Below are 17,374 nucleotides of genomic sequence, written 5' to 3' on the forward strand. Positions count from 1 at the left end.
CTGGGGCCGCTGCGATCTGGGTGAACGAGTCAGACGAGCCGTTCGTACAGCTCATGGGTGCGCTCCGCGACTCGGGCCCACGAGAAGTGTTCCTCCGCGCGGGCCCGGCCCGCCGCCCCCATCGCGGCGGCCCGTGAGGGGTCGCCCAGCAGAGTGTTGACGCGGGCGGCGAGGTCGGCGGCGAAGCGGGCGGGGTCGTGGGGGGTGCCGTCGGGGGACTGGGCGATGGGGACGAGGAGGCCGGTCACGCCGTCGTCGACGACCTCGGGGATGCCGCCGGTGGCGGTGGCGACCACGGCGGTGGCGCAGGCCATGGCTTCCAGGTTGACGATGCCCATGGGCTCGTAGACCGAGGGGCACACGAAGACGGCGGCGCGGCTGAGGATCTGGATCACCTCGGGCCGCGGCAGCATCTCCCTGATCCACACGATGCCGGGGCGGGACGCGCCGAGTTCCTCGACCAGGGCGGTCACCTCGGCTGCGAGTTCGGGAGTGTCGGGCGCGCCGGCGCAGAGCACGAGCTGGGTGTCGCGGGGGAAGGAACGTGCGGCGTGGAGCAGGTGCACAAGTCCCTTCTGCCGGGTGATCCGGCCCACGAATACGACGTACGGCACCGCCGGGTCGATGCCGTGCTTCGTGAGGAAGTGGTCGCCCAGGTCGGGGGTGTACTCGTCGGTGTCGATGCCGTTGTGAATCACCGAGACCTTTTCCGGTGATATTTCGGGATAAGCCGTGAGCACATCTCTCCGCATCCCCGCGGAAACCGCTACAACCGCGTCCGCGGACGCCAGAGCGGTGCGCTCGGCCCACGACGACAGGGCGTACCCTCCGCCGAGCTGCTCGGCCTTCCAAGGCCGGAGTGGCTCCAAGCTATGAGTGGTCACCACATGAGGCACGCCATACAGCAATTTTGCGATATGTCCGGCAAAGTTGGCGTACCACGTGTGGCTGTGCACCACGGAGGCCCCCTCACACGCGGCGGCCATCGACAGGTCGACCCCGAGCACCTGGAGGGCGGCGTTCGCCGCGCCGAGGTCGGCGGGCACGCGGTGGGCGCTGACGCCGGGCTCGGGGCGGGGCTCGCCGAAGCAGCGGACCCGCACGTCGGCCAGCCCGCGCAGTTGCCTGGCGAGGTATTCGACGTGGACGCCGGCTCCGCCGTACACCTCGGGCGGATACTCACGGGTGAGGAGATCGACTCGCACGGAACGACCCTAACGCCAGACGCATGATTCATGGTGGTTTCGGCCGGGGTGTTTTTAGGGGGTTAGAGGGGTAACGTCCTCTCCTATGACAACCCCGAGAGTGCTCGCGATCGTGCTCGCCGGCGGCGAGGGTAAAAGGCTGATGCCCCTGACCGCGGACCGCGCGAAACCTGCGGTTCCGTTCGGGGGGATGTATAGATTGGTGGACTTTGTTCTGTCCAATCTGGCCAACGGCGGCTTCCTCAAGATCGTGGTGCTCACGCAGTACAAGAGCCACAGCCTGGACCGGCACGTCTCACGCACGTGGCGGCTCTCGGCGATGCTCGGCAACTATGTGACCCCGGTGCCCGCGCAGCAGCGGCTCGGGCCGCACTGGTTCGCCGGTTCGGCAGACGCGCTGTTCCAGAACTTCAACCTGATCCACGATGAGATGCCCGAACACGTGATCGTCTTCGGCGCGGACCACATCTACCGGATGGACCCCCGGCAGATGGTCCAGCAGCATGTGGATTCGGGATGCGATGTGACCGTCGCGGCGATCCGGCAGCCCTTGTCGCTGGCCGACCAGTTCGGGGTGATCGAGACGGATGCGAGCGGGCGGCGGATCAGCGCGTTCCGCGAGAAGCCCCGCGACGCGGTCGGCCTGCTCGACGCGCCGGATCAGGTGTATGCGTCGATGGGGAACTACGTCTTCCGCACCCAGGCGATGATCGACGCGGTGCGGGAGGACGCGCTGGACCCGTCGAGCAAGCACGACTTGGGCGGCAACATCATCCCGATGCTGGTGAAGGCGGGACGCGCGGAGGTCTACGATTTCGCGCACAACATCGTCCCCGGCTCGACCGAGCGCGACCGAGGCTATTGGCGGGATGTCGGGACCCTCGACGCCTTCTACGAGGCGCACATGGATCTCATCTCCGTGCATCCCATCTTTAACCTGTACAACGAGCAGTGGCCGATCTACACGGGGCACGATCCCCTGCCGCCCGCGAAGTTCGTGCACAACGAGGGCGACCGGGTCGGCCACGCCCTGGAGTCGCTGGTCTCCCCGGGGGTGATCGTCTCCGGGGCCACCGCCGCACGCTCGATCATCTCGCCGCGGACGATCCTGCACTCGCGGTCGCTGGTGGAGGACTCGGTCATCATGGACGGCGTCAAGGTCGGCAGGGGTGCGCGGGTGCGGCGGGCCATCGTCGACAAGAACGTCGTGATCCCCGACGGCGCACGAATCGGCTACGACCTCGACGACGACCGGCGCCGCTTCACCGTCACCGAGGGCGGCATCGTGGTGATCGGCAAGAACGCGGTCGTCAAGGCCTGAACGAAGCCTGGAGGGAGCCTGAGCGGAGCCCGGAGAGGGCCCTGAGCAGGCCCGGAGGCGGCCTGAGCGGAGCCCGGAGGCGGCCGGGTCAGGCCGCCTCCTGCTCCTCGTCATAGGGCAGCCAGGAGCCGTGAAGCCCCTCCGGGACGCGGCACGGGAGCTGCACGGACGCCACGAAGGTGAGGTCTCTCGCGTCGAGAACCAGCAACTCGGAGGGTGTGTCCTCGGCCCCGCTCACCAGGGAGATCAGCCAGCCCTCGTCCTCACCGCGGCTGTGGCGGGACGGGACGAAGACCGCCTCGCCCGGCAACTGGTCCCTGCCGACCTTGTAGAACTCGGTCGAATCGTTCCTGTGGTCGTATTTCACGATCCCGTCGACCGACACCGCGTACAGGTAGCGGTTGTCGTCCCCCGTGCGATCGATGTTCCAGGTCGGGAACTCGATATCGAGATCGTCGAGTTGCTCCTCGCTCACCCCGTTCGCCGGATCGATCACAAAGCGGTGGAGGTGTGCCCGGCCGAGGATCGCCGCCGAGGCCGCCGGATCGTATTGTCCCTCGATCTCCGTCCAGACCGACTTGAAGGCGTCCGGACGGTAACGGATGGCGTTGAGCACCACCCGCCCCGAGTCGTCCTCGTAGGCGTTGGCGGTGTGGAAGATGTAGCACGGATCGATGTCGTGCCAGGTCACCTTGGCGTCCTCGGTCATCGGCATCACGCCGAGCCGTGCGCCGTAGGCGTCGTCCCAGCGGTATGGCATGCCGGTCCGCGAGAGGGTCATCACGTCGAACACGACCGGCAGATCCATCCAGACGACATGACCGGAACTGATCGCGAAATCGTGCATCATCGTCGGGCCGATCACCTCGATCTCCCGGCTTTCCACCAGCTCGCCCTCGGGCGACAGCCGGTAGTAGGTCAGATAGGGCGGCCTAAACCCATATCCGAAGAAGTGCATCTCCTCCGTCACCGGATCGTGCTTCGGGTGGGCCGTCATCGCCGTCTTCAGCCTGCCGCCGAAGTCGAACGGCCCGACCGTGTCCAGGCCGAACGTCATCTCGTATGGCACACCCGCCTCCACCAGCGCGAACGCCTTGCCGTGGCAGGCCACGACATTGGTGTTGGCGGGCACGGCGGTGAGGTCGATGGAGTAGTCGGCACGGATATACGGCGCGTCCTCGACAAAGGAATTTGTCCTGACCCACCGGTTTCGGTACCACTCGGCCTTGCCCGCGCGAAGCCGCACGCCGTGCACCATGCCAGCGCCCAGGAACCAGTTGCCCGGGTCGTCCCCAGGGAGCGGATTCGGGCCGTTGCGCGCGTAGCAGCCGTTGAGTTCGTACGGCAGAGCACCCGTCACCGGCAGATCGTAATAGTCGACTTCATCGGCCACCGGGGCGAGGAAACCCTGCAGGTAGAACGGCGATGTCTCCGACACGTCACATCATCCCCTTCCCTTTCAGAGTGGCACGAAAGAGTCACATGGATCTACCAAGTGACGAGCAACTTTCCGCTGTAAAGACGGCCTGCCGGGCTGATGCCGTACAGCCCAGGCAATCTCCGCTATGTCAGAGGTGAGGTGTCCACGCGAAGGCCGGCGAACGGCGGGCCAGGAAGGCCGACACACCCTCGGCCAGTTCGCCGCTGTCCTCCGACAGCTTCTGCCAGGCCCGGAACGCGTCCTCGTCGGCCCGGCCGTCGACGATCTCCTTGGACGCGGACAGGGTGAGCTGGGAGCGGGTGGCCATCGTACGGGCCAGGCCGTGGACTCGGCCGGCGAGCTCCTCAGGGGCGGTGATCTCGTCGACGAGCCCGACCCGCAGCGCCCAGGAGGCGTCGACGAGCTCGGCGGAGAAAAGCAGGAGCTTGGCGGCCGAGGGGCCGATCTGCTCGACAAGGCGGTGGGTGGAGGACAACGGGTAGACGAGACCGAGTTTGGCGGGGGTAATGCCGAATCGGGCGTTGTCGGTGGCGATGCGCAGATCGCAGGCGAGGGCAAGCTGGCACCCGCCGCCCACGCAGAACCCCTCGATCATGGCGATGACCGGCTTGGGGAACTCCCGGAGCGCACGCTCGGCGGCGACGGTGGCACCGGTGCTGTCGCCGCCGTCGCCTAGTTTCGCGATCTCGGAGATGTCGGCGCCCGAGCAGAACGTGCCCCCTGCGCCGGTGAGGACAAGCACCCGCACAGCGGGGTTGTCCGCGAGGATGCGGAGGATTCCCGGAAGGTCATGCCACATGCTGGCACTCATGGCGTTGCGCTTCTCCGGACGGTTTAGCCGGAGGGATGCCGATGGAGGCCTCGTGGTCGATGTGAAAGTCGAATCCTGGGGCAACCTCCTGATGCATGCCGGTCATTGTCGCCGACCTCGCCCAAGTGCCGAACACCGGGTGACACACAACTTTCACTCCCATGATGATCTCGACGGGCACCCGCCCACGCGCGCCAGAAGCCTTTCTGCAAGCCTCCCCACGCCGGGAGCGCCGCGAGTAAAGTCCAGGTGTGCGAAGATCGCGGCCATTTCGGGGGATGACACCGGCTGAGCGGCAAGTCTGGAACGCGTATCCCTCAGGCGCCTGGATCGACCTGCGATCTTCCGACGCCGAGGGCAACCGCGCGGCGAACGGGGCCGAGTGGGGTTCCGAGCGGCAGGTCAGGGCCGAGGTGATCGCGGCGCTGCTGACCGGCGCACGGGAACCCGATCCGGGGAAGATCCCCGGGGTGCGCCTGGCCGGCGCGCACATCATCGGTGACCTGCTGCTCTCCGACGCGGAGGTGCGCGACAAACTACATCTGCTCAACTGCTACCTCCCGGGTGTGGTGCACCTCACCGACGCCTCGACCCAGGGACTGCGGTTCCGCGGCTGCGACATTCACCGCATCCGCGCCGCCCGTTCCAAGATCGACGGTGTGTTCGAGCTGGACGGCTCCACCGTGCGCACCGGTCTCCGCCTCGACAACGCCCACATCACCGGCCAGCTCCGCCTGTCCCGGGCGTTCGTCTCCTCTCCGCCGCCGCACAAGCGAGCCACAGAAAGCGCCTTCGAGGACATGGGCCACCCCTACACGGAGGAGGACCTGAAGGAACGTTTCCTGGGTCAGCAGCCCTGGGCGTTATGGGCGGGCGGCCTGACCGTCGACGGCGGCGCGTTCATGCGCGGACTGCGCACCGAGGGCGGGCTGCGCCTGATCGGCGCCACCTTGAACGGTGGCCTCTATCTGCAAGGGGCCGAGCTGCGGGCCGCGGGCGACCTCGCCTTGTTCGGCGACTTCCTGGAGGCCAAGACCGCCGAGTTCAGCGCGAACTTCAAGGCCGAGGGCGGCATCCGGCTGCGCGGCGCCCGCATCGGCGGTGTGCTCTCCTTCGACCGGGCCGAACTCAGCGCACCCACCCGGTCCCTGCACCTCAGCCACATGCAGGTCGACGAGCTGATCATGATGCCCAAGTCAATCAAAGGCGAGGTCAACCTCGCCTACTCCCGCGTCGGTGTGCTTTTCGACAACCCGTCCAGCTATCCGGACAGGGTCCACCTCAACGGCACGAACTACGAATCCCTCCGCGGCACCTGGACCGTCGCCGAACGCCTCGACTGGGTGTGCCGGGACCCGGGCGGCTACCGCCCCCACCCCTACGAGCAACTCGCCGCCTGGTATCGCCGCATCGGCCACGAACCCGACGCCCGCCGCGTCATGCTGGCCAAACAGCGCGAACACCGCGCCACCCTGCGCCCGACGGGACGCGGATGGGGCCGGATGCTCGACGCGGTCGTGGGGTATGGCTATCGCCCCTGGCAAGCCGCGGTTTGGGCGGGAGTGCTGCTGACCATCGGCACCGTCGTGTTCGGCATCCATCCGCCCACCCAGATCGACCCCGACGAGAAACGGACCTTCTCGTCGTTCGTCTACACACTGGACCTGTTGGTCCCGGTCAGCCTGTTCGAACAGCGGGCCGCCTGGGAACCCGCGGCCGGCACCCAATGGCTGGCCTGGTCCCTGATCGCCTCCGGCTGGATCCTGGCCACCGCCTTGATCGCCGGCACCGCCCGCGTGCTCCGCCCGTCGAACCCTCCGTGACCCGAACCCCGGCCCGTTGGGTCGAGGACCGCGCTCACTGTCAGCCGGCGACACCGGCGACGAAGGCGATGGGGATCAGCACCAGCACAAGAGCGACGAGCCAAGGTTTGGGGGCCGGGGCCTGCCTCAGCACAGTGACACCGAGGGGGACCAGGGCGACGGTCAGGCCGAGTAAGGCAGCCCAGGCGAGGGCATCGCTGCTGCCTTTGAGCACGCCGATCGGCAGCGCGTGCGCGAGAGCAAGCGCGACGCAGCGTGCGGCGCCGATCGCCCCCGTGCCAAGGGCCTTGGCCCGGAACGCGGCGACGGCCAGCACGATCCACCCGGTCATGATGAGGATGTTCACGGCCTTGAAGACGTGGAAGGCGCCATAGCTGGAGGCCACGGCCCGCTGCGCCGCCTCCAGTCCAAGGGCGTCTACCATCTGAAAGGCGAGATGGCTCACCCCGGCGTGAAAGACGCGGCCGAACAGGCCGGCGAGCACGAGAGCGACGCCCCACCTGGCCCATCCGGGAGCGGAGTCGCCGATCCGGCGGGCCAGACAGATCACCGCCGGCCAGAGCAGCACGTTTCCCGCGGCGAAGAGGCTGTAGGAGAGGGTCATTCGACCCGGCTGCGCGGCGTAGGCGGCCAGCTGGCCGGTGAAGAAGTCGTCCTGTCCAAGCCGTGCCAGCACGCCCGCCACAAGCAGCAGCGGCCCGAGAACGAGGCCGACCCCCTCCACCCATGGTCCCGGGAGGGTGACGGGGCGGGGCTTGCGAGTATGAGAAAGCTCTGTTTGCTGCACCCCGCCATTAAGGACGATGCACCCGTCGGCGCACATGGGCGCTGAGGCGAGATTCGAAGGTAGACCTGGCACTACTGCCAAGCTCGTCCGGGCCTCCGTAAGCTCGCTGACGTAGCGGCACCGGACTCAGAAGCCTGTGGCGGCTCGACCAAATCCCCGGCTGAGCGTGTCCGGGGCTTCGCCGTACTCAAGGCGACAGACCGTACCTCAAGGGGACAGAGCCGTCTCTCAAGGGGACAGAGCCGTCTCTCAAGGGGACAGGGAGGAGAAGGCGCGGGCTCCTTCGGCCCAGGTGCGGTCGAGGTCGGAGCCGTCGGGGTAGCGGCTGTCGAGCTCAAGGATGACCATGCCGTGGGCGAAGGAGAAGAGGGCCTGGGCCAGGTGGGGCTCGCCGACGGCGAGGTAGAACGGGGTGCCGGCCCACTCGTCGAGGCCGGGGGCGAGTCGCTGGCGGGGGAGGGCGCCTGAGGTGGCCAGGCGGTAGAGGCCTGGGTTGGCGAGGGCGTGTTTGCGGTAGGTCGCGAGCAGGTTGGCGACCACGTGCGATGGGGCGCTGTCGGCCACGGCGGCGTGGAGGGCGTCGCCGAGCTCGACGAAGCCGCGCTCGATCAGCGCGACCTCGACCGCCGCCTTGTCGGGCAGGTGCTTGTAGAGCGAGGGGGCGCGGATGCCGAGCCGCTCGGCCAGGGCACGCATGGTGAGCGCGTCACGCCCCTGCTCCTCAAGGAGCTCGCGGGCTGCCGCCACGATCTCGGACGCGCGGGGTGACAACGGGCGGGGTTCCGGGCGAGCGCTCACCGGACCATTGTCTCAGCGCGGGCCTTCAACGCCGCGTTCATCGCGTTGAACTCGTCCACCACGTCGAGTGTGCTCCCGGCGAACGGCACGAGCGCGCCGGTGAACTTCTCGTGCTGGACGAGGCGGCTGCGTCCGCCGCCGAGGTCCTCGATCGTGAAGGTGTGCTCGCCCTCGACGACGCCGGGCATCACGAACCGCCCGAGCCAGCGCAGCTCGCGCCCGGGGGAGGCGGCCAGGACGGTCGGGCCGAAGACCATGATCTCGCCGTTGACGCGCAGGTGGTTGGACAGCCGGGCGCCGGCCTCGGCCCGGCCCTCCGCGCGCTCGATGAACGGATTCCACTCGGGGTAGGCCGCGAAGTCGGTCAGGACCTCCCACACCCGGCTCGGCGGGGCGTCGATGTCGACGCGGGTGTGGATCTCGTGGGGGCGGAGCAGCGTCCAGGCGTAGAGGAGCGCGGGGACGGCGACGAGCAGAGCCGCGATGCCGCCCGTGACCTTGGCCGCAGTGGACACGAACGTGAGAACCTCCGTTGAGCTAACGCTGTTAGCCACAACCGTAGGCTAACGGTGTTAGCCGGTCAAGCTCGACCGACTTCGCAATCTCTAGGTGTTGGTTCAGTCACGGAAAGTTATTTTCAGTGGCAACTACCGCCGAAGAAGGGCAGGCCGAGCATGCGCACCACCAGCCGTATCGCGACCACTCTGGCGCTGGTCGCCGCGCTGAGCGGTCTGACCACTGCCGTCGCCGCCGCGGCGGCCGGCTCCGACCCCGTTCCTCCGTCAGTCGCTCACCTCGCCGACTTCGGTGCCTTGGTCGGAGGGCCGTTCGGCACGGATCTCAACGCGAAGCTCTTCCCGTCCTCGCCCGCCGTGGACGCAGCCCTCTCCGCTCCCGAGGTCAGGGCCAAGTTCTTCAGGTAATCCGAGTGACTCACGGCCCATCCGGCGGCATCGCACCCGCGATGTCCGCCGGCCGTGAGGGCCTCGCGTCTTCTTGCATGCCGTCGCAACCGTTCGCGACTTACTCCGGTTCACCAACGATCACGTGAAAGGTAGGCACTCATGCGCATCGCACACCGTCTCGCTGCCCTTGTGCTGGCCGCCGCGGCCGGCGGGCTCGCCGCTTCTCCCGCCGTGGCGGCGGGCCCCGGTCCGGCGAGGGCCGACACCCCGGCCTCCGGCGCCGGCTCGGTCTCGGGCCTGCTCGGTGGCGCGGGTGCCACGACAAGGGGCGCCGATCCCTTTGTGGCCGTGGGCGGCCTGCTGGGCAACCTGGTGGGCGCGGGCAAACCGAAGGCCGCGGCTCCGGCGAGCACGGCCAGGGACGACGCCGAAACGCGGTCCGCCGCGGTGGACGACTGATCAAGCCGTACGGCAGGAGCCGAAGGTGATGCGGCGCCCCCCTGTCCCGCTTCTAAGTGATTCCTTAGCCGTCACGTCATTACTGTGAGTTACTACGGTGATCACCTTGAAAGGCGGAATCATGCCAAGTGCCCGACATGTCGCCGCCGCGCTGTTACTCGCCACAACGGTGAGTGTCCTGGCCGCCTCACCCGCCATGGCCAACCCCGATCCACTCGGCACCCTCGTCGGCGGTCTGCTCGGCGAGGGAGGAGGCGGTGGCCAGCAGCTGCTCGGCGACGGCGGCGGTGTCAGGTTCACCACCCCACTCGGTGTGAACCTCAACGCCGGCGCGGGCCTCACCCCTCCATAGCGGGGGGGAACGAGCACCCGGTGTCCGGCCGTTCCCCTGGGGCGGCCGGGCGTCGGTGCGGGCCGCCCCAGGGAAACGGCCCCTTCGCCCCGGCCGCTCCGCTGGTGGTCGCCGCCGCGTCCGCCTAGTCTCGCGGGCATGGCGATCAAGAACTCCCACTGCTCCTACTGCGGTACGGCATATGCCGCCGGCTCGGCCTGGCCCCGCACCTGCGGCGGATGCGGGCAGACCGGCTACCTCAACCCGCTACCCGTCGCCGTGATGGTGCTCCCGGTGGACGACGGCCTCCTCGTGGTGCGCCGCGACGTCGAACCGCGCCGGGGTGAGCTCGCCCTGCCGGGTGGCTTCATCGACATGGGGGAGTCGTGGCAGCAGGCGGCGGCCCGGGAGCTCCGCGAGGAGACCGGTGTCGCCGTGGACCCCGCCGCCGTGCGGCTCCTCGACGTGCACAGCGCCCCCGACGGCACCGTGCTCGTCTTCGCCCGCGGCCCGCGCCTGGCCGCACCGGACCTGCCGCCCGTCGCCGCCACCGCCGAGACGTCGGAGTGGCTTGTGATCACCGGCCCCCGGGAGCTGGCCTTCCCCCTGCACACCCGCGTCGTGGCGGACTACTTCCAAGAACTCGACACTCTAGGTAATTTGCCAGTCACATAAAGTTATCCTCGTTGGCGACATTGGTCACTTTCGAAAGGTAGCCAACTATGCGCACTGCACGCCGTGTCGCCGCCGCCCTCGCCCTGACCGCCGCGATCGGCGGTCTGTCCGCCCCTGCCGCCATGGCCGTCGCCCCCGACCCGCTGCACCTCGTGAACGGCCTGCCGCTCGTCGGCGGCCTGGTCGGCGGCGCGGGCGGTCACGGGCTGCCCATCTCCACCCACGGGCTCCCGCTCGTCGGGCACTGACAGCCGGCCTTCCCCGCTGTGGGGGGTCGGAGGGGCCGGTCCGGTCCCGGCGGGCGGTGCTGCCTCACCCGGGACCGGACCGGCCCTTTCCCTATGTGGACGCACCACACCTCGCGAACCCCCGGCTCGACATCACCCTAAGTGGATGTCCAGTCACCTCACGTTAAATTCGAGCACGCTAGTGATCCCCCTCGTGAAAGGCGGATACCCCATGACCACTCCGCGACGGATCGCCACCACCCTGCTCCTGAGCGCCGCGGTGAGCGGCCTGCTCGCCCCCGCCGCGCACGCCGCACCTGAGCCGGGGCTCGGGCTTTTCAGCCCCACGGTCTATGAGCTCACCTTCGCCCTGGAGTCCAACAGTACCTTCGGTATGACCCACATCCTGCCGAAACCGGTTGTCTCCCTCACCCAGCTCCCCGACGTCTGAATAACGAAAACGAAAAGCCCCGGGGTCCGCCCCCTCCCCACGAGAGGGCAGACCCCAGATCGCCTCCGTCACCGGATCGACAGCACCACCTTGCCCAGGTGGTCCCGCCGCTTGGTCATCTCGAACGCCTCCCGGATGTCCTCCAGCGCCATCCGCGTCGCCACCACGGGACTCACCCGCCCGTCCGCCACCAGGCCCAGCCCGTCGCGCACGTCGGTGAAGTCGGCTGCCGCGCATCCGTGCAGGGTGACCCGCCTGGTGTAGAAGTTGCGCGTGTCCACCGTGAACGCCGACTCGGGCAGGGCGGCGGCCACAACGGTGTGGCCGGCCCACGACGTCAGCCGCAGCGCCGCGCCGATGAGGGCGCCGCTGCCGGTGGCGTCCAGCGCGAGCGGCACACCGCGGGGGGCGATGTCCCGCACGGCGGACTCCAGCTCCGCTGAACCGTCGATCGGATATTCGACCACCTCGGCCGCGCCCAGCGACGGGAGGTCCCCGGTGGGCTCGCCTTTGAGCACACCGGCGACGACCCGTGCGCCGAGCGCGGCACACACTTGCACACATGCCACACCGAGGGCGCCGGTGGCCCCGGTGACCAGCACGGTGGTGCCGGGGGCGAACCCGGCCGGGCCATACGCTCTGCGGATCATGTGCAGCGCGATCGGCACACTGTGTACGGCGGCAGCCGCCTCGGCGTAGCCCACGGAGCTCGCGATGGGAAACGCCACCCGCTCCGGCACGACCACATAGTCCGCGGCGCCGCCGTCACTGTGGATGCCCGACACATATTGCGAGGAACAGTCGGCCTCGTGCCCCGCCGTACAGAAATCGCAGGTCCCGCAGGGCACGTTGGGTTTGACCGCCACCCGTTCGCCCACCCGCTCTTCTGCCACACCCAGGCCGACGGCGGCGATGACGCCGGTCGGGTCCAGGCCGACGGTGCGGGGGACCAGGACGGGGCGCCCGAGGGGCGCGCCCGCCATCACCTGACGTTCGAGCTGGTTGACCCCGACGGCGTGCACCTCGATCAGCACCTCGCCGGGGCCGGGGGCCGGTGTCCCGACCTGCTCCACACGGAGCAGGTCGGGACCGCCCGCCTCGGGCAACCGCGCGGCTCTCATGGTGAGCCTCGTTTTCATCATGGGCGCCGCGCGATGCCGAGGGCGTCTTGTGCCCGATAGAGCTGGTCGAGCGAGGTGAAGCTGTCGAACTTCGCCGGCGGCATCTTCAGCACGCCGAGAAGCTCGTCGAACATCTTGGGGACGAGACCGCCGTCGTCGTCGTAGAGGTGCGGCCCGTTGGCGTAGACCGCGGGGTCGGCCTCAAGGGGCGTCACCATGAAGCCCTTGGCCTTCATCATGTCCTGCACGTATTTCTGCTGTGCGGGATCCTTGAAGATCTTCATGCCTTTAATGGTGGCCCTGATAAAGCGGGCGGTCGTGTTGGGATTCTGGTCGACGAAGGTCTGGGTCGCGGTAAGGGCGTCGTTCGGCCATTCCTTCATGACGTCCAGCACGAATCGGCCGCCGGCCTCCTCGACGAGTTTCTTGTGTCTCGGGAAGATGACCGTCATCGCCAGCTTGTTCTGCTTGAACTGCTCGACCCAGGCATTGGATCCACCGGGCAGGTTGACCGCCTTGAACGCGACACCGGTGAGATCGAAGCCGGCGTCCTTCAGCAGCTGCATGCGGACGTCGTATTCGATGGTGCCGGGGTTCGCGCCGAGCAGGATGGGTTTGCCGGCGAGGTCCTGCGGCGATTTGATGTCCGACTGCACCGCGACCACGAACGGCTCGCGGTTGCGATATCCGGCCACGATCTTCAGCCCGGCGCCGGCCGCCGCGGCGGCCACCACGTCCGGTGCGGCCTCCGCGCCGAAGTCCAGGCTGCCGCCGACGATGCCCTCGCGGATCGACTGCACCTCGACCCGCTCGACGGTCAGGCCCTCCTCTTTGTAGAAGCCTTTGTCGATCGCGATCTCGATGGGCGCGTTGGTGTCGAGGTTCGGCAGGCGCATGCCGATTTTGACGGTTGTCTTCTCAGGCGGCCCGATGGGGCCGGTCGCCGCCGGTTTGGCGGCCGTGGGTTCGTCCTCGGTTCCCGATCCGCATCCGGCGACGACGACGGTGACCGCGGCGAGAAAGGCTGCGAAACGCCTCATGAGGCACTCCTTGGGGTTGTGCAGATTGCGAGGTTTCCCCGGTCACTCCGGTGTGACGCCCTCGGAATACCAGGGCGCGATGAGCCTGCGGACCAGGCTCACCAGCGCCATCAGCAGATTGGCGATGACGACGAGCATCAGCGTGATCGCGAGCGACGACGCCAGGTCGAAGTCGGCCGACCGCCGGAAGATGAGATAACCGAGCCCTTCGCTGCCGCCGATGAACTCACCGATGACGATTCCGACCATGGCGCGGGCGACGCCCATGCGCACACCCGTCAGAATCAGCGGAAGCGCGGCCCACAACTGGACCTTGAAGAAAATCGCCGTACGGCTCGCGCCGAACACCCTGGCCGCCTTCACCAGGGAGGGATCCACGCCGCGAATGCCGTCCATCGTGTTGATCGCGACGGGGAAGACCGCCATCAGGAAGATGATCAGGATTTTGGGCCCCTCGCCGAACCCCATCCAGAGCACCAGCAGCGGCTGGAACGCGATTCGCGGCATCGAATACGCGGTCCAGAACGGCGGCCCCGCGATGTCGCTCACCCACCGCGACGAACCGAGCGCGAGCCCGCTGCCCACCCCGATCACCACGGCGAGCACGAACCCGATCAGCGCGTTCTGCGTGCTGAACCACGCATGACCGCCCAGGGAACCGTCCGCCACCATCTCGGTGAACGAGTTCCAGATCGCGCTCGGCGGCGGCACGAACACGGGGTTGGCCAGCTTGAACACGCTGACCGCGAGCTCCCACAGCCCGAACAGCAGAGCGACCTCGGCCGCCACCGCAAGCTTCCACTTGAGCTCCTTGGACTTCTTCGCCCCGCCGGGCGACGTCCGCGGCCTCCTGGTGGCCAGAGTCGCGCTGGTCATCCGGTCCCCTTCGTGGATACCCCGACCTTCAGAGCGGGAAGGAAACGAAGCTCCTGCGGAGCAGGGCAGGAAAAGCTGGATCGCCGCCAGGGCGATCCAGCGTCCGCAGCCACCGGACGACACCCGCCACTCACACCGGAGCCGATAGAGTCTGAGGCGTGACGCGGCAGGTCAAGCGGGCGTTCAAGTACCGCTTCTACCCCACGGACGAGCAGGCGGCCGAGCTGTCGCGCACGTTCGGCTGCGTCCGCCTCGTTTACAACAAGGCGCTGGAGGAGCGCACCCGGGCCTGGTGCGGCGAGCGGCGCCGCATCTCCTACGTGTAGTCCTCCGCCGCGCTGACGAAATGGAAGAAGACCGAGGAGCTCGCCTTCCTGGCGGAGGTGTCCTCCGTCCCGCTCCAGCAGGCGCTGCGGCATCTCCAGACGGCGTTCGGGAACTTCTTCGCCAAGCGGGCGAAGTACCCCCGGTACAAGAGCCGGAAGAGGTCCCGGGCGTCGGCCGAGTACACCCGCAGCGCCTTCACCTGGCGCGACGGGCGGCTGACCCTGGCCAAGACGGCCGGGCCCCTGGACATCCGCTGGTCGCGTCCCCTCCCGCAGGGTGCGGAGCCGACGACGGTGACCGTGTCCCGCGACAGTGCCGGGCGCTGGTTCGTGTCGCTGCTGTGCGAGGACACCGTTGCCCCGGCCCCCGGCACCGGCGGGGCGGTCGGCCTGGACGCCGGGATCACCTCCCTGGTGACCCTGTCCACGGGGGAGAAGATCGCCAACCCCCGGCACGAGCGCCGCGACCGCGCCCGCCTCGCCAAGGCGCAGCGGGAGCTGTCGCGGAAGGCGCAGGGCTCGGCGAACCGGGCCAAGGCCCGGGTGAAGGTCGCCCGCATCCACGCGCGGATCGCCGACCGGCGCCGCGACTTCCTGCACAAGCTGTCGACTCGTCTCGTCCGTGAGAACCAAACGGTCGTGATCGAGGACCTCACCGTCCGCAACCTGCTGAGGAACGGCAGGCTCGCACGCGCCGTCTCCGACGCGGCCTGGACGGAGCTGCGCTCCATGCTGGAGTACAAGTGCGCCTGGTACGGGCGTGAACTCGTCGTGGTCGACCGCTGGTTCCCCAGCTCGAAGCTGTGCGGGGCCTGCGGCACGGTCGCTGCGGGGATGCCGCTGAACGTCCGGGAGTGGGCGTGCGGCTGCGGCGCCGTGCACGACCGCGACGTGAACGCGGCGCGCAACATCCTGGCCGCCGGGCTGGCGGTGTCCGCCTGTGGAGACGGTGTGAGACCTCAACGGGAGTCCTCCCGGACGGGGCGGTCGTCGGTGAAGCAGGAAGCCCAGCGGGTGACCGCTGGATTTCCCGCCATTAGGCGGGGAAGAAGTCAACCGGTCCTCCATCTGCCCACACGCCGTTCCGCCGTATCGAGGATCTTCACCAGAGCAACCGACAGCACCACATAGACCGCGATGGCGGCGAACGCCTCACCTGTGCGGAAACGCGACGTCGCGTTGACGATGATCGACCCGAGACCGGTCGGCGATCCGACCATTTCCCCGACCAGCAGACCGATCATGCTGGTCGGCACGGCGAGCCTGAACCCGCCGAGCATGTACGGCACGACCCAGGGAAGGCGCACCTTGAGATAGAGCTGTACCTGGCTGCAGCCGAACACCTGCCCGGCCCGCAGCAGCGACTTCTTCACGCTGAGGGCGCCGGTCGCCGTGTTGAGCGCGACTGGGATCATGGTGCTCAGGAAGACCAGCACGATGATGGGGCCCGAGCCGTAGTCGAGCCACGCGGTGAGCGTCGGCTGGAGCGCGATGAGCGGGGTCGCCCAGAGCGACCACAGCAGCGGCATCACGAGCCGGTTGACCGCGTTGACGCTCCCCGCGATCAGGCCGGTCAGCACGCCGGCCGCCGCGCCGAGCACATAGCCGACGGCCCAGCTCGTCGCGCTCGTGGCCAGCTGCGTGGCGAGCACGCCGCCCGCGATCAGGTCGCCGAGCGCGGCGAGCACGTCGCCGGGGGAGGGGAAGAAGAGCCGGTTGACGAGCTCCAGGTTGACCACCGCGACGTGCCACACCAGTACGAACACCACCAGGTCGGCGACGGCGATGAGCGGGGTCCGGTAGCGTTTGACGAGTTTCACGAGTCGCCCCGGGCCGCGGCCTTCGCATCGCCTTCCAGCGCCTCCCACAGGTGGCGCCGCAGGTCGTCATAGCTCTCGGCCTTCACCTGGCCGGAGCGGGGGCGGGGCAGATCCACCTTCACGATCTCCTTGATGGAGCCGGGGTGGGAGCTGAAGACGGCGATCCGGTCGCCGAGCAGGATGGCCTCGTCGATGCCGTGCGTGATGAACACGACGGTCTTCCCTGTGGCCGAGATGATGCGTTCGAGCTCGGCCCGCATGACCTCGCGGGTGAGCGCGTCGACCGCGCCGAGGGGCTCGTCCATCAGCAGGATGCGCGGGTCGGCGACCAGGGCGCGGGCCAGTCCGACCCGCTGCTGCATGCCGCCCGACAACTCGCGCGGATAGGACTGCTCGAAGCCGGCCAGGCCGACGAGCTGGATCGCCTCCTGGATCCGCTCGCGTGCGCCGTCCTTCAGCCGGGGCTGCATCTCCAGCCCGAACCGCACGTTGTCCTCGACCGTGCGCCAGGGGAGCAGCGCGTAGTCCTGGAAGACGACGGCCCTGTCGGGGCCGGGGCCGGTGATCGGGCTGCCGTCGGCGACGACGGTGCCGGTGGTGGGCGCCACCAGGCCGGCGATGCAGTTGAGCATGGTGGTTTTGCCGCAGCCGCTGGGGCCGAGCACGGTGAGGAACTCACCTTCGTATACGTCGAGGTCGATGTCCTCGAGCGCGGTGAGCCAGGCGCCTGTCCTGGCGATGTGGTAGCGGACCGACAGACCCCGGATCTGGATGATGGGGGAGCCTGCGGTGGTGGGGGACGTGGTTTCGGCGGGTGTTGCTTGGCCGTGCGCCATGCGCTTTTGATCCTCCCTCACTTCGGCGGTGCTGGGGATGCGCCTCAGAAGAGATGGCTACATTATTCATCGCTCAAATCCTGGGTCAAGAGCCCTAAGAGGTCGCTATAGAACTTGTTAT

At 68.5% G+C, this 17,374-nt stretch carries 19 protein-coding genes and 1 pseudogene; 9 read left to right on the top strand and 11 right to left on the bottom strand.

Features of this window, described 5'->3' with window-relative positions; genetic code table 11:
- Positions 1-29 precede the first annotated feature (29 nt).
- Entirely contained in the window at positions 30-1,205 is a 1,176-nt protein-coding gene (gene glgA / locus Ssi02_RS03680) for a glycogen synthase (protein ID WP_204020981.1), read from the bottom strand.
- An 85-nt stretch (positions 1,206-1,290) separates the two neighbouring features.
- Here glgA and glgC point away from each other — a divergent pair, with 85 nt between their 5' ends.
- Positions 1,291-2,526, top strand: a complete 1,236-nt coding sequence (gene glgC, locus Ssi02_RS03685) for a glucose-1-phosphate adenylyltransferase (protein ID WP_204020983.1) — start codon at positions 1,291-1,293, stop codon at positions 2,524-2,526.
- 88 nt (positions 2,527-2,614) lie between these two features.
- Here the strand turns inward: glgC and Ssi02_RS03690 are convergent, their stop codons facing one another.
- Both Ssi02_RS03690 and Ssi02_RS03695 read right to left on the bottom strand, forming a co-directional pair.
- Positions 2,615-3,964: a carotenoid oxygenase family protein gene (locus tag Ssi02_RS03690; protein WP_204020985.1), complete on the bottom strand. Its 1,350-nt coding sequence runs from the start codon at positions 3,962-3,964 to the stop codon at positions 2,615-2,617.
- Positions 3,965-4,094: 130 nt separating this feature from the next.
- Complete coding sequence (locus Ssi02_RS03695; protein WP_275410577.1) at positions 4,095-4,862, bottom strand: enoyl-CoA hydratase/isomerase family protein; 768 nt, start codon at positions 4,860-4,862, stop codon at positions 4,095-4,097.
- A gap of 194 nt (positions 4,863-5,056) precedes the next feature.
- On the opposite strand from Ssi02_RS03695, the gene Ssi02_RS03700 reads away from it, so the two are divergent.
- Positions 5,057-6,601: a hypothetical protein gene (locus Ssi02_RS03700; protein ID WP_204020989.1), complete on the top strand. Its 1,545-nt coding sequence runs from the start codon at positions 5,057-5,059 to the stop codon at positions 6,599-6,601.
- Positions 6,602-6,641: 40 nt separating this feature from the next.
- On the opposite strand, the gene Ssi02_RS03705 is transcribed toward Ssi02_RS03700, so the two are convergent.
- From Ssi02_RS03705 to Ssi02_RS03715, 3 genes are all read right to left on the bottom strand, one after another.
- Positions 6,642-7,325 (bottom strand): hypothetical protein, encoded by a 684-nt coding sequence (locus tag Ssi02_RS03705; RefSeq protein WP_239128574.1) that lies wholly within the window; start codon positions 7,323-7,325, stop codon positions 6,642-6,644.
- A 312-nt stretch (positions 7,326-7,637) separates the two neighbouring features.
- Positions 7,638-8,186, bottom strand: a complete 549-nt coding sequence (locus Ssi02_RS03710; RefSeq protein ID WP_204020993.1) for a TetR/AcrR family transcriptional regulator — start codon at positions 8,184-8,186, stop codon at positions 7,638-7,640.
- Positions 8,183-8,701 carry an SRPBCC domain-containing protein gene (locus tag Ssi02_RS03715; protein WP_239128575.1) on the bottom strand — a complete coding sequence of 173 codons (519 nt, stop codon included), beginning with the start codon at positions 8,699-8,701 and terminating at the stop codon, positions 8,183-8,185. The genes Ssi02_RS03710 and Ssi02_RS03715 overlap by 4 nt, the downstream gene beginning before the upstream one ends.
- Positions 8,702-8,860: 159 nt before the next feature.
- On the opposite strand from Ssi02_RS03715, the gene Ssi02_RS03720 reads away from it, so the two are divergent.
- The 6 genes from Ssi02_RS03720 (at position 8,861) to Ssi02_RS03745 (ending at position 11,234) form a co-directional block, all read left to right on the top strand.
- On the top strand, positions 8,861-9,109 hold the full coding sequence (locus tag Ssi02_RS03720; protein WP_204020995.1) for a hypothetical protein: 249 nt from the start codon (positions 8,861-8,863) through the stop codon (positions 9,107-9,109).
- Between the two features lie 141 nt (positions 9,110-9,250).
- Positions 9,251-9,550 (top strand): hypothetical protein, encoded by a 300-nt coding sequence (locus tag Ssi02_RS03725; protein WP_204020997.1) that lies wholly within the window; start codon positions 9,251-9,253, stop codon positions 9,548-9,550.
- 121 nt (positions 9,551-9,671) lie between these two features.
- On the top strand, positions 9,672-9,902 hold the full coding sequence (locus Ssi02_RS03730; RefSeq protein ID WP_204020999.1) for a hypothetical protein: 231 nt from the start codon (positions 9,672-9,674) through the stop codon (positions 9,900-9,902).
- Positions 9,903-10,040: 138 nt separating this feature from the next.
- Positions 10,041-10,556, top strand: coding sequence for an NUDIX domain-containing protein (locus Ssi02_RS03735; RefSeq protein WP_204021001.1), 516 nt, complete (start codon positions 10,041-10,043; stop codon positions 10,554-10,556).
- A gap of 47 nt (positions 10,557-10,603) precedes the next feature.
- Positions 10,604-10,804 carry a hypothetical protein gene (locus tag Ssi02_RS03740; protein WP_204021003.1) on the top strand — a complete coding sequence of 67 codons (201 nt, stop codon included), beginning with the start codon at positions 10,604-10,606 and terminating at the stop codon, positions 10,802-10,804.
- Between the two features lie 211 nt (positions 10,805-11,015).
- Positions 11,016-11,234: a hypothetical protein gene (locus Ssi02_RS03745; protein WP_204021005.1), complete on the top strand. Its 219-nt coding sequence runs from the start codon at positions 11,016-11,018 to the stop codon at positions 11,232-11,234.
- Positions 11,235-11,302: 68 nt separating this feature from the next.
- On the opposite strand, the gene Ssi02_RS03750 is transcribed toward Ssi02_RS03745, so the two are convergent.
- From Ssi02_RS03750 to Ssi02_RS03760, 3 genes are read right to left on the bottom strand one after another with little or no spacing between them, the layout of a single operon-like run.
- Positions 11,303-12,355, bottom strand: a complete 1,053-nt coding sequence (locus Ssi02_RS03750) for an alcohol dehydrogenase catalytic domain-containing protein (RefSeq protein WP_204021007.1) — start codon at positions 12,353-12,355, stop codon at positions 11,303-11,305.
- Between the two features lie 17 nt (positions 12,356-12,372).
- A complete protein-coding gene (locus Ssi02_RS03755) occupies positions 12,373-13,395 on the bottom strand; it encodes an ABC transporter substrate-binding protein (protein WP_204021009.1) in 1,023 nt (340 codons plus the stop codon).
- 42 nt (positions 13,396-13,437) lie between these two features.
- Positions 13,438-14,271: an ABC transporter permease gene (locus Ssi02_RS03760; RefSeq protein ID WP_204021011.1), complete on the bottom strand. Its 834-nt coding sequence runs from the start codon at positions 14,269-14,271 to the stop codon at positions 13,438-13,440.
- Between the two features lie 158 nt (positions 14,272-14,429).
- Between Ssi02_RS03760 and Ssi02_RS03765 the strand changes: the two are divergent.
- Positions 14,430-15,617, top strand: a pseudogene (locus Ssi02_RS03765) (RNA-guided endonuclease InsQ/TnpB family protein); the annotation flags it as partial.
- 32 nt (positions 15,618-15,649) lie between these two features.
- On the opposite strand, the gene Ssi02_RS03770 reads toward Ssi02_RS03765, so the two are convergent.
- Together Ssi02_RS03770 and Ssi02_RS03775 are read right to left on the bottom strand one after the other, a co-directional pair.
- On the bottom strand, positions 15,650-16,417 hold the full coding sequence (locus Ssi02_RS03770) for an ABC transporter permease (protein ID WP_204021013.1): 768 nt from the start codon (positions 16,415-16,417) through the stop codon (positions 15,650-15,652).
- On the bottom strand, positions 16,414-17,253 hold the full coding sequence (locus Ssi02_RS03775; RefSeq protein WP_204021015.1) for an ABC transporter ATP-binding protein: 840 nt from the start codon (positions 17,251-17,253) through the stop codon (positions 16,414-16,416). The genes Ssi02_RS03770 and Ssi02_RS03775 overlap by 4 nt, the downstream gene beginning before the upstream one ends.
- Between the last annotated feature and the right edge of the window lie 121 nt (positions 17,254-17,374).

Source organism: Sinosporangium siamense, assembly GCF_016863435.1.
GTDB lineage: Bacteria > Actinomycetota > Actinomycetes > Streptosporangiales > Streptosporangiaceae > Sinosporangium > Sinosporangium siamense.

Excerpts from the sequence above, each read along its gene's own strand:
- glgC (WP_204020983.1), top strand. The coding sequence starts at position 1,291 with ATGACAACCCCGAGAGTGCTCGCGATCGTGCTCGCCGGCGGCGAGGGT.
- Ssi02_RS03700 (WP_204020989.1), top strand. The coding sequence starts at position 5,057 with ATGACACCGGCTGAGCGGCAAGTCTGGAACGCGTATCCCTCAGGCGCC.
- Ssi02_RS03720 (WP_204020995.1), top strand. The coding sequence starts at position 8,861 with ATGCGCACCACCAGCCGTATCGCGACCACTCTGGCGCTGGTCGCCGCG.
- Ssi02_RS03725 (WP_204020997.1), top strand. The coding sequence starts at position 9,251 with ATGCGCATCGCACACCGTCTCGCTGCCCTTGTGCTGGCCGCCGCGGCC.
- Ssi02_RS03730 (WP_204020999.1), top strand. The coding sequence starts at position 9,672 with ATGCCAAGTGCCCGACATGTCGCCGCCGCGCTGTTACTCGCCACAACG.
- Ssi02_RS03735 (WP_204021001.1), top strand. The coding sequence starts at position 10,041 with ATGGCGATCAAGAACTCCCACTGCTCCTACTGCGGTACGGCATATGCC.
- Ssi02_RS03740 (WP_204021003.1), top strand. The coding sequence starts at position 10,604 with ATGCGCACTGCACGCCGTGTCGCCGCCGCCCTCGCCCTGACCGCCGCG.
- Ssi02_RS03745 (WP_204021005.1), top strand. The coding sequence starts at position 11,016 with ATGACCACTCCGCGACGGATCGCCACCACCCTGCTCCTGAGCGCCGCG.
- Ssi02_RS03750 (WP_204021007.1), bottom strand. The coding sequence starts at position 12,355 with ATGAGAGCCGCGCGGTTGCCCGAGGCGGGCGGTCCCGACCTGCTCCGT.
- Ssi02_RS03755 (WP_204021009.1), bottom strand. The coding sequence starts at position 13,395 with ATGAGGCGTTTCGCAGCCTTTCTCGCCGCGGTCACCGTCGTCGTCGCC.
- Ssi02_RS03760 (WP_204021011.1), bottom strand. The coding sequence starts at position 14,271 with ATGACCAGCGCGACTCTGGCCACCAGGAGGCCGCGGACGTCGCCCGGC.
- Ssi02_RS03775 (WP_204021015.1), bottom strand. The coding sequence starts at position 17,253 with ATGGCGCACGGCCAAGCAACACCCGCCGAAACCACGTCCCCCACCACC.